This window comes from Pseudooceanicola sp. DL12, from assembly GCF_056270665.1.
Genome location: NZ_CM149884.1, coordinates 2,273,131 through 2,286,866 on the forward strand (window position 1 = coordinate 2,273,131; position 13,736 = coordinate 2,286,866).

12 protein-coding genes are annotated in these 13,736 nt (G+C 67.4%); 3 read left to right on the forward strand and 9 right to left on the reverse strand.

All coding sequences use genetic code 11. The annotated features are described in order from the left end of the window. Window positions 1-21: 21 nt before the first annotated feature. The 3 genes from AC0WR5_RS10615 to AC0WR5_RS10625 all read left to right on the forward strand — a co-directional run bounded on the left by AC0WR5_RS10615 (window position 22) and on the right by AC0WR5_RS10625 (window position 3,851). A complete protein-coding gene (locus tag AC0WR5_RS10615; RefSeq protein ID WP_475863007.1) occupies window positions 22-549 on the forward strand; it encodes a TRAP transporter small permease in 528 nt (175 codons plus the stop codon). Between the two features lies 1 nt (window position 550). Continuing rightward, on the forward strand, window positions 551-1,825 hold the full coding sequence (locus tag AC0WR5_RS10620; protein ID WP_475863008.1) for a TRAP transporter large permease: 1,275 nt from the start codon (window positions 551-553) through the stop codon (window positions 1,823-1,825). A 139-nt stretch (window positions 1,826-1,964) separates the two neighbouring features. After that, entirely contained in the window at window positions 1,965-3,851 is a 1,887-nt protein-coding gene (locus tag AC0WR5_RS10625) for a bifunctional sugar phosphate isomerase/epimerase/4-hydroxyphenylpyruvate dioxygenase family protein (RefSeq protein ID WP_475863009.1), read from the forward strand. Window positions 3,852-3,889: 38 nt separating this feature from the next. Here AC0WR5_RS10625 and cueR read toward each other — a convergent pair whose 3' ends face one another. The 9 genes from cueR to add are packed head-to-tail and all read right to left on the reverse strand — an operon-like array spanning window position 3,890 to window position 13,725. Next, window positions 3,890-4,300 (reverse strand): Cu(I)-responsive transcriptional regulator, encoded by a 411-nt coding sequence (gene cueR, locus AC0WR5_RS10630; protein ID WP_475863010.1) that lies wholly within the window; start codon window positions 4,298-4,300, stop codon window positions 3,890-3,892. A gap of 57 nt (window positions 4,301-4,357) precedes the next feature. Next, window positions 4,358-5,272 carry an ABC transporter permease gene (locus AC0WR5_RS10635; protein WP_475863011.1) on the reverse strand — a complete coding sequence of 305 codons (915 nt, stop codon included), beginning with the start codon at window positions 5,270-5,272 and terminating at the stop codon, window positions 4,358-4,360. Further along, window positions 5,269-6,342 (reverse strand): ABC transporter permease, encoded by a 1,074-nt coding sequence (locus AC0WR5_RS10640; protein ID WP_475863012.1) that lies wholly within the window; start codon window positions 6,340-6,342, stop codon window positions 5,269-5,271. Before AC0WR5_RS10640 ends, AC0WR5_RS10635 begins: the two co-directional genes overlap by 4 nt. After that, a complete protein-coding gene (locus tag AC0WR5_RS10645; protein WP_475863013.1) occupies window positions 6,339-7,577 on the reverse strand; it encodes an acyl-CoA dehydrogenase family protein in 1,239 nt (412 codons plus the stop codon). Before AC0WR5_RS10645 ends, AC0WR5_RS10640 begins: the two co-directional genes overlap by 4 nt. 26 nt (window positions 7,578-7,603) lie before the next feature. Further along, a complete protein-coding gene (locus tag AC0WR5_RS10650) occupies window positions 7,604-9,487 on the reverse strand; it encodes an adenine deaminase (protein ID WP_475863014.1) in 1,884 nt (627 codons plus the stop codon). Window position 9,488: 1 nt separating this feature from the next. Further along, the gene (locus AC0WR5_RS10655) at window positions 9,489-11,030 is read right to left on the reverse strand and encodes an ATP-binding cassette domain-containing protein (protein ID WP_475863015.1); all 1,542 of its coding nucleotides are present in this window, start codon (window positions 11,028-11,030) and stop codon (window positions 9,489-9,491) included. A gap of 5 nt (window positions 11,031-11,035) precedes the next feature. Next, window positions 11,036-12,019, reverse strand: a complete 984-nt coding sequence (locus tag AC0WR5_RS10660; protein WP_475863016.1) for a BMP family protein — start codon at window positions 12,017-12,019, stop codon at window positions 11,036-11,038. 39 nt (window positions 12,020-12,058) lie between these two features. Further along, window positions 12,059-12,712 carry a hypothetical protein gene (locus AC0WR5_RS10665; RefSeq protein WP_475863017.1) on the reverse strand — a complete coding sequence of 218 codons (654 nt, stop codon included), beginning with the start codon at window positions 12,710-12,712 and terminating at the stop codon, window positions 12,059-12,061. Then, window positions 12,706-13,725 carry an adenosine deaminase gene (gene add / locus AC0WR5_RS10670; RefSeq protein WP_475863018.1) on the reverse strand — a complete coding sequence of 340 codons (1,020 nt, stop codon included), beginning with the start codon at window positions 13,723-13,725 and terminating at the stop codon, window positions 12,706-12,708. The genes AC0WR5_RS10665 and add overlap by 7 nt, the downstream gene beginning before the upstream one ends. Window positions 13,726-13,736 lie beyond the last annotated feature (11 nt).

Genomic DNA, 13,736 nt, shown 5'->3' on the forward strand with positions numbered 1-13,736 from the left:
CGCAATTCCGGGGATTGCCCAGTGACCGCACTCAACCGGGCCGCGCAACGCCTGTTCGCCTTCGGGGCCGGGCTGTCGATGACGCTGGTCTTTGCCATCATCTTTCTCAATTCGCTCCGCCGCTATGCCATCGGGCGCTCCGTGCCCTGGGGCGAGGAGCTGCCGATCTACCTCACGATCTACGGGGTGATGTTCGGCCTCGCGCTGGCCTACATGCAGGACAGGCACATCCGTTTCACCATCCTCACCGAGATGCTCAGCCATGGCACCCGTCAGCGGCTCTACCTGCTGGTCGACCTGATCACCCTCGCCTCTGGCGCGGCCCTGGCATATGCCGGCCATACCTTCGCCATGCGCCGCGGCAGCGTCGACGCCTCGGGCCTCAAGGGCACCGCGCAATATCTCTCCGAGATGATCGGCTGGGACTGGCTCGTCTGGACGGGCAAGGTCGGCACCTGGCAATACGCCACCGCCATCGGCGGCGCCATGCTCGCCGTCGCCGCCCTGCTGAGATTCCTCGAACGTCTGCAAGAAATCAGGAAAGCGTGACATGGCCTATGTGATCCTCATCGGCGGGCTGCTGATCGGCGTTCCGATCGCCGTCGCCATCCTCGCTGCCCTGCTCTTCTTCATGGCCGTGGGCGAACCGCCCTACACCATCCGCATCGTCGCGACCGAGCTGTACAAGGGCCTCAACTCCTTCCCGCTGCTGGCCATCCCGCTCTTCATCCTCGCCGGCGAGCTGATGAACGAAAGCGGCATCACCGGCCGCATCATCGCCTTTGCCAACGTCCTGGTGGGCCGCATGCGCGCCGGCCTGGCGCTGGTCAACATCTGGGCCTCGGTGATCTTTGCCGGCCTGTCGGGCTCGGCCGTCGCCGATACCTCCGCCATCGGCCGCGTCTTCATCCCCGAGATGGAAAAGCACGGCTACAAGCGCGACTTTGCCGCCGCCCTCACCGCGGCCTCCTCGGTGATCGGCCCGATCATCCCGCCGTCGATCCCGGTGATCATCTACGCGCTGATCGTCTCCGGCGTCTCGGTGCCCGCCCTCTTCATGGCCGGCGTCATCCCCGGCATCCTGCTGGCGATCTTCCTCTCGGCCTACGTCATGCTGACGGTCAAGGTGGACGACCCGCACCCCGAGACCATCGCCGAGGCGCAACCGCCGCTGCAGGCGCTGCTCGGCGGCGTGCTGCCCCTGCTGATGCCGGTCTTCGTCGTGGGTTCGATCCTGATCGGCATCGTCACCCCGACCGAGGCCGCCTCCTTCGCCGTGGCCTATGCGCTCGTCCTCGGGCTCTTCGTCTATCGCAAGATCAAGATCTCGGCCCTGCCGCGCATCTTCACCGATGCCATGCGCGACAGCTCGGTCATCCTGATCATCATCGGCGCGGTCAGTGCCGGCAACTGGCTGCTGACCTACAACCGCGTGCCGAACATGCTGACCGACTGGGTGCTGTCCAACGTCAACTCCCAGACCGCCTTCCTGATCGCCGTCATCATCCTCTTCCTGGTGATCGGCCTCTTCCTCGAAGGCATCGCCGCCATGCTTGTCCTGGTGCCGATCCTGCACCCCATCGCCGTCGGCATGGGCGTGGATCCGATCCACTTCGGCATCCTGGTGATCTTCAACCTGATGATCGGTCTTATCACCCCGCCGCTCGGCCTCTGTCTCTTCGTGGCCGAGGGCATAGCCCAGGTGGGCATGGCAAAGCTCACCCGCGCCATCCTGCCCTTCTTCCTGGTCGAGGTGCTGGTCCTTCTGATCCTCACCTTCGTGCCTGCCACGGTCACGTGGCTGCCAACGGTGTTGGGCTACTAAGCCCCGCGCCGGCGTCTCCGGGCCCATTCCTCCATCCTGGGCCCGGAGACGCCCCAAGATCGCAAGGCGGGGTCGCACCGCCGCGATACCGACGCAGAACCGACGTCATACCGATGCACTTTTCAAGGATTCCAAGGCCATGAAAACCTCGATCGCCACAGTCTCCATCTCCGGAAATCTGCTCGAGAAACTCGAGGCGATCGCCGCGGCGGGCTTCGACGGGATCGAGATCTTCGAACAGGATTTCCTGGCCTACGACGGCTCGCCCCGCGAGGTTGGCCAGATGATCCGCGACCATGGCCTCGAGATCACGCTGTTCCAGCCCTTCCGGGATTTCGAGTGTCTTCCCAAACCCTTGCGCACCAAGGCCTTTGACCGCGCCGAGCGCAAGTTCGACGTCATGCAGGAGCTGGGCACCGACCTGGTGCTGTTCTGCTCCTCCTGCCACCCGGCCTCCCTCGGCGGTATCCAACGCGCTGCCGACGACTTTGCCGAGCTTGGCGAGCGCGCTGCCAAGCGCAACCTGCGCGTCGGCTACGAGGCCCTCGCCTGGGGCCGCCACATCAACGATCACCGCGATGCCTGGGAGGTCGTCCGCCGCGCCGATCACCCCAACATCGGCCTGATCCTCGACAGTTTCCACACCCTCGGACGCAAGCTCTCGCCCGAGAGCATCCGCTCGATCCCGGGCGACAAGATCTTCTTCGTGCAGCTCGCCGATGCGCCCCTGATCGAGATGGACCTGCTCTACTGGTCGCGTCACTTCCGCAACATGCCGGGCGAAGGCGACCTCGACGTCGTCTCCTTCATGCGTGCCGTCACCGCCGCCGGCTATACCGGCCCGATCTCGCTCGAGATCTTCAACGATCAGTTCCGCGGCTCGAACCCCAATACCGTCTCTCAGGATGGCTACCGCTCGCTCGTTGCCCTGATGGACGACGTCCGCCGCATCGAGCCCGAGAGCACCGTCGACCTGCCCGATTTCCCGGCCCGCGTCGAAACCAAGGGCGTCTCCTTCATCGAGTTCGCCACCCGCGGCAAGGAGGCCGAGATGCTCGGCCAGCAGCTCTCCACGCTCGGCTTCCACAAGTCTGGCCGCCACCGCAACAAGGACATAAGCCTCTGGCAACAGGGCGATATCCGCATCGTTCTCAATTCCGAGGCCACCGGCCATGCCGGCAGCGCCTGGAATGCCCGCGGCACGTCGGTCTGCGATATCGGCCTCTCGGTCAGCTCGGCAAAGGATACCGTGAAACGCGCCGAGGCCCTCGGCGCCGCGCCCTTCGGTCAGCCCCTCGGCCCCGGAGAGGTCGACATCCCCGCGATCAGGGGCCTCTCCGGCTCGGTGCTGCATTTCATCGACAACACGGAAACGCTTGAAAAGGTCTGGGAAACCGAGTTCGAGCCCCTGCCTGGCGAGGCGCCGAAGACCGGCCTCACCCGCATCGACCACCTGGCCCAGACCATGAGCTACGAGGACATGCTCTCCTGGACGCTGTTCTACACCTCGATCTTCGGCATGACCAAATCGCCGATGATCGACGTGGTCGATCCCGACGGCCTGGTGCGCTCGCAGGTGATCGAGGCGCCCGACGGCCAGCTTCGCATCACCCTCAACGGCGCCGAGACCCACCGCACCCTCGCCGGTCAGTTCCTCGCCGATACCTTCGGCGCCTCGGTCCAGCACATCGCCCTGCAGTCGAGCGACATCTTCGCCACCGCAGAGGCGCTCAAGGGTCTCGGCTTCGACATGCTGCAGATCCCGGCGAACTATTACGACGATCTCGCCGCCCGCTTCGATCTCTGGCCCGAGATGCTGGCCCGGCTCAAGGCCACCAACATCCTCTACGATGCCGACGAGAACGGTGAGTTCTTCCAGTTCTATTCCCGTGTCTTCCCCGGCGGGGTCTTCTTCGAGATCGTTCAGCGGCGCGGCGATTATGCCGGTTTCGGCGCCCCCAACGCGCCCTTCCGCATTGCCGCGCAAAAGCGGGCCGCGCGGGGCAAGGGAATCCCGAACGGATGATTTTTCAGTGCCTTACGGGGCGTTGTTGACGTAACGGATCAATGCTTTCCGGCGTGGCACGCCGGCAGCTCCTGCAGCCCTTCCAGGATCGCGCAACGCGGGTCGTCATCGCCCCGGCAGGCATTCACCATGCCCTCCAGCGTGACCTCCAGCGCCCGCAGTTCCTCGATCTTGCGGCGCACCTGCTCAAGGTGGCCCATCGCCACCTCGCGCACCTCGCGGCTGGTGCGGTGCTCGTCGGCGTAAAAGCCCACCAGCTTGCGGCATTCCTCGAGCGAGAACCCAAGGTGCCGCGCCTGCGACAACAGCCGCAGCCGGTCCACTTCCTCGGGGCGGAACTCGCGATAGCCGTTCTCGGCGCGTGCCGGCGTCACCAGCCCGATATCCTCGTAATAACGGATGGTCTTCACCGGCAGGCCGGTTTCCTTCGATGTGTCACCGATATTCATGGGCAGCTCCTTCGCCCCTTTATATGGCGCCCGCCGCCCCGGCCGGCAAGGCCGAGGCTACTTGCCCAGCTCGCGCGGCGCCGCCTTGGAATTGGCCGCAAAGACCAGCACCAGCAGCGTCATCGCATAGGGCAGCATCGAGTAGACCTCGGTGGGCAGGCTGAACATGTCGCCCTGCACCCTCAGCGAGAAACTGTCGAAGAAGGCGAACAGGAAGGCGCCGAGGAAGGCCCCCAGCGGCGTCCAGCGCCCGATGATCACCACGGCCAGCGCCACGTAGCCGCGCCCGCCGCTGATCCCCTCGTTGAAGGATCCCAGGAAACCGATGGTGATCGAGGCGCCGGCCAGCGCCATCAGGCAGGCCCCCGCGATGATCCCGAAATAGCGCAGCCGCGTCACGTTCACGCCGCGCAGCGCCGCCGCGGCCGAGGCATCGCCCGCCGCCCGCATGGTCAGGCCGAGGCGGGTGTAGCGCAGCACGGCGCCCACCACGATCAGCAGGACGATCGACAGGTAGGTCACGATGTTCTGCTGGAACAGGATCGGCCCCAGCACCGGGATATCGGCGAGCAGCGGGATCTCGACCTTGGGCGCCAGCGACACGAAGACCGCCGATTGCCCCGAGGGTTGCCAGAGCTGGAACAGGTAGCTCGTCAGCCCGGCGCCGATCAGGGAGATCGCGATGCCGGTGATGATCTGGTTGGCGCCGCCGCGCACGATGGCCAGCGCCATGACAAGGCCGTAGAGCGCACCGGTGATCAGCGCCGCGACGATGCCCGCGCCCCAGCCCCATTGCGCCGCCCCGACCAGCGCCGAGAAGGCGCCGGCCGTCAGGATGCCGTCGATGCCGAGGTTCAGCGTGCCGACGCGCTCCGAGAGCACCTCGCCGAGGGCGGCCAGGAAGATCGGCGTCGCCAGCCGCAGCATCCCGCCCAGCACGATTTCCCAGAAGATCAGGTCGGAGGGGGTCATGGGGTCACGTTGTCCTTGGTTGCGCCCTCGGCGGGCGGAGCGGCAGTGGCGGCCGGCGCCCGGGCCACCTGCGTGCGGCGCAGCGCCACCGCCGCACCCAGCAGCACGAGGCCCTGCGTCACCACGGCAATGGCCGCGGGCACGTCGGTGCCGATCTGCATGCCCTGCGCGCCGGTGGTCAGCACGGCAAAGAGGAAGGCGGCGAGCACGGTGCCGAGGGGCGCCAGCCCGCCCAGAACCGCCACGAGGATGCCGGAAAACCCGATGCCGCCATCGACGCTCGGATAGAGCGTATGCGCCACGCCCGCCACCTGCACCCAGCCGGCCAGCCCGCAGATCGCGCCGGAAAACAGCATCGTGGTGACGATGGCCTTCGGCTCCGACAGGCCCATGCGGGCGGCAAGGCCCTTGCGCTCGGCAAAGAGCTGATAGGTCAGGCCGGAGCGCCCGCGCATCCAGTAGGCAATCCCGAGGCCCAGGATCAGCACCACCAACAGCCCGGCGTGCAGCCGCGTGCCGGTCAGGATGTTCGGCAGCAGCGCCGCATCGGGCAGCGGATCGCTGCGCGGCGTCGCCGTCACCTTGTCCGCCGCCAGCGGCCCCTTCAGCGCCCAGAGCAGCCCGTAGAGCGCGATGTAGTTCATCAGCAGGGTCGACAGGATCTCGTTCACGCCGCGATACGCCCGCAGCAGCGCCGGGATCAGCGCGAACAGCGCACCACCCAGGGCCCCCGCAAGGCCGCCCAGCACGATCAGCGCCGGGGCCGGCAGGTCAGGCGCCGCCTGCACCGCGGCGGTGGTCAGCGCCGCCCCCGCGATCAGCTGCCCCTGCGCGCCTATGGGAAAGACCCCCGCCCGCAAGGCCGGCAGGATGCCCAGGCCCACAAGCGCCAGCGGCACCATCGTCACCAGCGTTTCCGCCGTCATGTAGCGCGCGCCGAAGGCCCCGCGCCAGAGCGCGGCCAGTGCCTCGCCCGGTGCGGCGCCCGCCATGGCGATGAGGCCGGCCAGAATGGCCAGCACCACCGCCACGGTGATCGCGATCCGTGTCATCCCCGCAGGCAGTGTCACTGATAGAGCCCCGGTTCCGGTTCCCAGCCCGTCAGCACGTGACGGCCCAGCTCTTCCATCTTCCAGTTCACCGGGTCGTGCAGGCTCAGCACCCGCGCGTTGCGCCAGTAGCGGTCAAAGCCGTTCTTGGTGCTGACCGAACGCGTGCCCATCAGGTCGAAGACCTGCGTGCAGGCATCGAGCGCCGCCTTGTGGCTGACGATCTTGGCGGAATAGACCGCCATGGCCAGATCGGTCCGGCTCACCTTGCCCGCCTCGTAGAGGTCGAGCATGTCGGCCGCCTGCAGCATCGCGTTGTAGGAGGCCACCAGCGCCGCCGTCAGCTCGCCCATCTGCCGCCGCACCAGCTTGTCGTCCGCGGCGCTGTCCACGCCCGCCGACCACCAGGGGCGGCTCTTGTTCGGCACGAAATCCGCGGCCTCGCGCAGGGCACCGATACCGATGCCGGTCATGATCGCGCAGAACCCCACCTGATAGCGCAGCGAGGCATGATCGGGCGAGAACTTGCCCGGGATCGTCGCGTTCCACTCCGGATCGGTCTTGACGTTGTCAAAGGTGATCGAGCCGGAATCCGTCGCCCGCTGCCCCATCACGTCCCAGTCGCGGTGCACCGTCACGCCGGGCGTGTCGCGCTTGATCAGGTTCAGCTGCATGCCGGCGATCGGGTTCTCGGCCACGCCCGGCGCTTCCGGGTTGAAGGCCCAGGTGGCGATGTAATCGGCCTCGGCGGCGGCGGTGGTATAGATCTTCTGCCCATGCACGATGAACCCGCCATCGGCCTGTTTCATCGCGGTGGTCTTCATCGGCTCGACAACGGTCTTGCCGGCCTCGGCCACGGCCAGGCCGATGATCGCGTCATCCTCCTCGATGGCCCTGGTCAGCCGCGGCTTCATCTCTTCGGGGCAATAGGTGAAGATCTCGCGCACGATCTCGTCGTGCACCTTGAAGATCTGCGCCACGGCGCTGTCCGCCACGGCGATGCGCAGCTGCGCTTCCATCGACACGCGGCTGGGCAGGTTGACCCCGCCATCGGCCACGGTCTTCAGGAAACCGCTCTCCTTGATCGCGGCAATCGCCTTGGTGGGATAGCGGCCCTCGGCGTCGTGTTCCTTTGCCAGCGGCGCGATCGTCGTGTCGATCACCTCCTGCAGGGCGATCAGATCGTCAAGGTATGCCTCGGGCATGGTCAGCGGCGGGAAGGCCGAACCCAGAAGCGGCTTCAGTGTCTTGGTCATTTTTCTTCTTTCTACCTCTTGTCCGCTCAGCCGATGTAGCTCGACGGATCTGTCATCTTGTGAATGTCGTGGGCATGGCTCGGGCAGCGACAGCACACCATCTCGGCCTGCATGCCCAGCACCAGGTCGGTAAAGCTCTGGCTCGCCGTCTCGACCAGCCCGCGTTCCGTCAGGCCAAGGTCGGGCACGCCCACCAGCCCGATGAAGGACATGATCAGGAAGGGCGCATGCATGGTGCAGCCGATGCTCTCGGCGCCCTTGTCATTGGCCAGCGACTGATCCCGCACGATCTCCCAGGGCTGATCCGACATGCAGCCGGCAACGGGCAGCGGCACGGTCGAGATCACCTTGCCATCCGCCACGGTCACCAGGCCGCCGCCGATCTCCTCGACCGCCCGCGCGGCAAAGGCCATCTCCTCGTCGGAGGTGCCCACGATCACCAGGTTCTGGTTCTCGCAGTTGGTCGTCGCCGCAATGGCGCCCTTCTTCAGGGTGAACCCCTTCACGAAGCCACAGCCGATGGTTTCCGTCGCATGGTGACGGTCCACCACGGCCACCTTCAGCACGTCCAGGTCCAGGTCGCATTGCACCTTGCCGTCGACCACCGGCAGTTCACAGTGGAACGCCCGCTTGAAGTAGCCGTCGTACATCTCCATGGCCTGCACCCAGGCGCTCTCGCCCTCGGCCCTGGTGGCAAAGCTCTCGGCGTTGATCTTCGGCGACAGGTGCATGGTGTTGCGGGTGAAATCGGGCACCTCGTCGGTGTTCTCGAACACCGGCGCCCCGTCCACCGCGGCCACCTGCCCGTCCACGATCACCATGTGCGGGCGGGCCTCGGCCAGGTCCTCGATCAGCTGCAGATCGGCGATCTTGCAGGGCGTGATCGAGCCCAGGATGTGATCCAGCCGATAGTAGCTCGCCGCGTTCAGCGTCGCCATGCGATAGGCGCGCAGCGGCGGCACGCCGCATTCGATGGCCTTGCGCACGTGGTGGTCGATATGGCCCTGGGCGTCCAGGTCCTCGACCAGCTTGTCATCGGCACAGAAGGCCATGTGGAACATGCCGTCCTTCAGCTCGGGAATATCCGCAAAGACATGGGGCACGTTGTCGTTCATGGATCCCGCCATGACCGTCAGCATCGCGCCCAGGCGCAGGCGCTCCACCACGTCCTCGGTCTTGTGCGCATTGTGGTCGTCGCTGATGCCGCCCGCCAGGTAACCCCAGAGCGGTTCGTTCTCCAGCAGCGCCGTATGCCCGGTAATCCGCTTGCCCGCGGCCAGCGCGCTCGCCTGCTTCTGGGCCGAGGCCAGGTCCATGTTGAACGGGTTGCTCTCGCCAAGCGTCGCGGTCTGCGGCCGCTGCACCCGGGCCGAGAGCGCCTCGGTGCTCACATGCGCGCCGCCCAGTTCCAGCTCGGGCGCCTGCGGCACCTTGTGGCTGGTCTGGGCAAAGATCTTCAGCGGCGTGCCGGTCTGGCCCATGTAGTCCATGCCCGGCTCGCCAAGGACGTTGGCGATGCAGTTGGCATCGGCCAGCATCGTCGTCGTGCCCTTGGGCACCGACAGCCGCGCCAGCTCGCCCGGCACCAGCTTGGTGTATTCGATGTGGATGTGCACGTCGATGAAGGTCGGCGCCACGTGATAGCCCGTCGCGTCGATCACGGTGTCGCACTCGAAATGGCCCACCGGCGTCACGGCGGCGATGTGCCGCCCGCTGATCACCACGTCCCGCTCCAGGATGTCGCCGATATGCAGCGCAAGGACCTTGCCGCCCCGGATGATCATGTCCGGCTTGTCCAGGCCCCGCGCCACCCGGCGCAGCTTCATGATCTCGTCCGGCGTCGGCGCGTAGTCGGCGCCCGTCGCGGGAAATTCGATCGGCGGATGGTCGTGGTTGCAGGTCTCAGACATCTCAGCTCTCCAGTTCCGGCTGGTGCGCGCCGCTCGCGGTCATCGCCCGGCCCAGCTCGCCCGTATCCACGGGCTTTGACAGATCGAATTCCGCGCTGATCCGGCCCGCGGCCAGCACGATCATCCGATGCGCCATGCTCATCAGTTCTTCCAGGTCGGCCGAGATCACCAGCACCGCGGCGCCATTGGCGGCGGCCCGCGTGATATCGGCCCGGATGGCGGCGGCCGCGGCAAGGTCGAGGCCCTGCGTCGGCCCGTGCACCACCAGCACGCCGGGATCGCGGCGCAGCTCGCGCCCCACCAGCAGCTTCTGCTGGTTGCCCCCCGACAGCCCGCCGGAGGCAATCGCCGGATCCGCCGGGCGCACGTCGAAATCGGCAATCACCTCGCGGCCAAGCGCCATCTCGGCCGCCCTGTTCCTCAGGCCCAGGCGGCGAAACTCCGGCCGGTCCAGGTGGAACAGGCTCGCGTTCTCGGCATTGCTCAGCCCCGGCGCAAGGCCCTCGCCCCGGTCCTCGGCCACATAGCCCAGCCCCTCGCGGGTGGCCTTCGCCGGCTGGCCCGTCACCTCGGTGCCGTCGATCAGCACCCGGCCCGCGTCGGGCTTTCTCAGCCCGGCAATCGCATCGGCCAGCGCCGGCTGCATCGCCCCCGACACCCCCGCCACCGCCAGAACCTCGCCCTCGCGCACGTTCAGCGTCACGCCATCCAGGATCGGTGCCGCCTCGCCGCGGATCGTCAGCCCCTCGACCTGCAGGCGCTTCCAGGTCGATGTCACCGGCTGCAGCACCGGGCCCGAGCGGTTCCGTTCGCCCACCATCAGCCGCGCCACCGCCTCACCGTCCAGGCCCGCCGTCGCGCGGTCCATCACCACGCGCCCGTGGTTCAGCACCGTGATGTGGTCGGCGCCTTCCAGCACCTCGCTGATCCGGTGGGTCACCATGCCCACGGCCCGGCCCATGCCGGCCAGCCGCCGCACCGTGCCGATCAGCATCTCCACCTCCACCGGCCCCAGCGAAGAGGTCGGCTCATCCAGAAGCAGCACCCGCGCCCCCGCCGCCACGGCAGAGACGATCTCGCCCAGCTGCCGCTCCGCCAGGCTCAGCGCCTCGCTCGGCAGGTCCAGGTTCAGCACCGCGCCGATCTCCTCGGCGGCCTCCAGCAGCGCGCGGCGTGCCGCGGCGGTGTTGCGGCGCATCCCGCCCCGGCTCAGCACGTGGTTTTCCGTGATCGTCAGCGTCGGCACCAGCGACAGCGACTGCGGCACGAAGCCGATGCCCGCCGCCACCGCCTGCCGCCGCGTCCAGCCCGCAACCGGGCTGCCATCAACCACCAGCTCCCCGGCATCGCGGGGCTCCAGCCCCGTGATGATCTTGGCCAGCGTCGACTTGCCGGCCCCGTTCTCGCCCACGATGGCCGCCACCTGTCCGGGCACGAGCGCAAAGCGCGCATCGCTCAGCGCCTGGACCTTGCCATAACGCTTGTCGATGCCGCTCGCGGTCAGGATCGGGGCCACATTCCGGGTGATCTTCGGGGCCGGCATCGCACTCACTCGAAGAAGTTCGGCAGTTCCAGGGTGCCATCGGCCAGCTGGTCGATGATCGCCTGGATCCGCGCGTCGAAGTCCTCGGGCAGGACCGCACCGGCCTCGGCATTGATCGGCGTCATCACCAGGCCGCCGTTGGCGATGCCCGAGACGATGAAATCACCGCCGAAGGTGCCCGCGTCGATGTCGTTCACGTACTGCGAGAAGGTCGGGTACATGTCGAGCACCACCGAGGCCACGTTGACCTTGGCCGCGTTGCCGCCCGCATCGCCGGTCACGCCGATGGTCATGCCGCCCTCCTGGGCTGCTGCCGCCGCCACGCCGTTGCCGATGCCGTCGCCCGAGGTCCAGACCACCTTGGCGCCCTGTGCAATCATGCCGCGGGTCACTTCGGCTGCGCGCTGCGCGTCGTCAAAGCTGCCAGTGTAGGTCTCGGTCACCTTGGCGTCGGGGTTCACCTCGGCCAGGCCCGCCTTGAAGCCGTTGTGCGCGGCCTTCACGAAGCCCAGCTCGGGGCCGCCCACCATGCCATAGAGGTCGACGCCCTGGATCTCGCCGGCGATCAGCCCGCCAAGGTAGCCCTGCTGGCCGAAATCATAGGTCCAGCCGTCGACGTTGTCGATCAGCGCCGCGGCAAGGTCGGGGCCGCCCGAGGCCGCGAAATGCGTGTCCGGGAAGCTGGCGGCGACCTTCAGGATCGGCTCGGACAGCTCGATGCCATGGCCGATGATCAGGTCATAGCCCATGGCGGCATATTGCTGGATCACCGGCTCGGATTTCGACGGGTCGGCCATCTCCTCGCGCAGCTCCAGGGTGATCTTGCCCTCGTCCTGCAGCTCTTTCGCCGCATCGGCAGCCACCTGGTTGAAGGAGCCGTCGTTGCTCAGGCCCGGCAGCAGCAGCGCCACCTTCAGCGGATCGGCAAAGGCACCGCCGGCGGCCAGGGCGCCAACGGCAAGGGTGGTCAGGAACAGGGATTTTGACATGAGAGGATTTCCTTGTTGGATCAGTCTGTTGTTATCGTTTCACTTGTCGTCCGGCGCACCATTGGCGCCCGTATCGGAACCCGCATCGGGGGCAACGTCCTGCCTCCCGGCAGGCAGCGCACCCAGCGTGATCGTCAGGTCCGCCGGGTCGAGCGTCGGCCCGTCGAACTCGCCGGTATCGCGATGCCGTTGGGCAATCGCCGCGCCGGTCCTGGTCTCGAAGCAGGGATCCAGGATCGGATCGGCGATCCCCACCACTTCCCCGGGTAGGCAGATCACCTGCACCTTGCCAAAGGGCCGCGTCTCCGCCCGGCCCGTCAGCCGCCCCTGCCGCTGGGCCGAGATCAGCCCCGCCGTGCTCAGGAACCCTGCCGGCATGGTGCCATCGGCGGCCGAGCGCATCTGCTCGGTGCACATCATGCCCGGCGGGCAGATCACCTGCGCCACCTGGCCGTCGGGAAAGACCCGCAGCGCCTCCATCGACCGTTTCGTCCAGGCCGGCGCACCGCCCTTGATGCTGATCAGGTCGCCCTCGCGGATCACGTCGGTCGCCGCCAGGTAGGTCGGTTCGTTCTTGACGCCCTGCACGGTGTATTGCTCGGGCAGCCCCGCCGCCCAATCCGCAAGGTTCACCTCTTCCGCGCCCGCCGTCACCGGCAGGACCAGCAGCAGCAGAGCGGCGGCTCTCACCATGCAGCCAGCGCCGCCTTCAGCCCGGCCTTCACGTCGTCATCGGCAAAGGAGGCCTCGATCGAGGTCGCCGCCAGGTCGCGCACCACTGCCTCGTCCCAGCCAAAGGCCGCGACGCATTTGGCGTATTCCTGGGCCAGGTCCACTTCCAGCAGCGCCGGATCGTCGGTATTCACCGAGACCTTCACGCCCTGCCTGCGCAGCGCCTCGATGGGGTGCTCGCCCATGGTCTTGTACAGGCCCAGCGTCAGGTTCGAGCTCGGGCAGACACCCAGGGCGATGTCGCGCTCGACCAGCGCCTCGATCAGCTTCGGATCCTCGATCGCACGCACGCCGTGGTCGATCCGGTCGGCGCCCAGCAGGTCGATGGCATCCCAGACGCCCTCCGGCCCGCTGCTCTCGCCCGCATGCACCGTGCGCTTCAGCCCACCCTTGCCGGCCAGCTGGAAGGCCTCGGCAAATTTCGTGCCGGTCCGCCCCGCCGCAGCCTCGTTGCCATCGACAGAGAGCGCCACCACGCGCGGATGATTGATCTTCAGCAGCTCCTGCACCAGCTCGAGCGCCTCGGCGCTCGATTGCTGCCGCAGCAGCGAGATGCAGAGGCCGGATTTCGGCAGCCCCGCCGCCTCGGCCTCGCGAAAGCCCGCGTCCAGCCCGTCGATGAAGCCCTTGAGGTTGCCCTGCCAGTGTTTCGCCCAGTGCGTCGGGTTCACGATCACGTCGGCATAGCCGGTGCCCGCCGCCGCCATGCGCTCGGCAAAGGCGCGCGCGGCCTGGGCCAGCTGCTCGGGCGTGCGCGCCAGCGAGCAGATGAAATCGAGGAACTCGAGAAAATCGGACAGGCCGGTGAACTCCAGCAGCCGCTCCTTGGGGCGCGGCAGCGGCGTGCCCGTCTGGGCGGCCAGGTCGACGATGGTATCGGCCCCGAAACAGCCCTCCAGGTGGATATGCACCTCCGCCTTCGGCAGGCTCAGCAGTCGGTCACGGGTCGGCACGGCGGTCAGGGTGTCGGGCAAGTGGGGCCTCA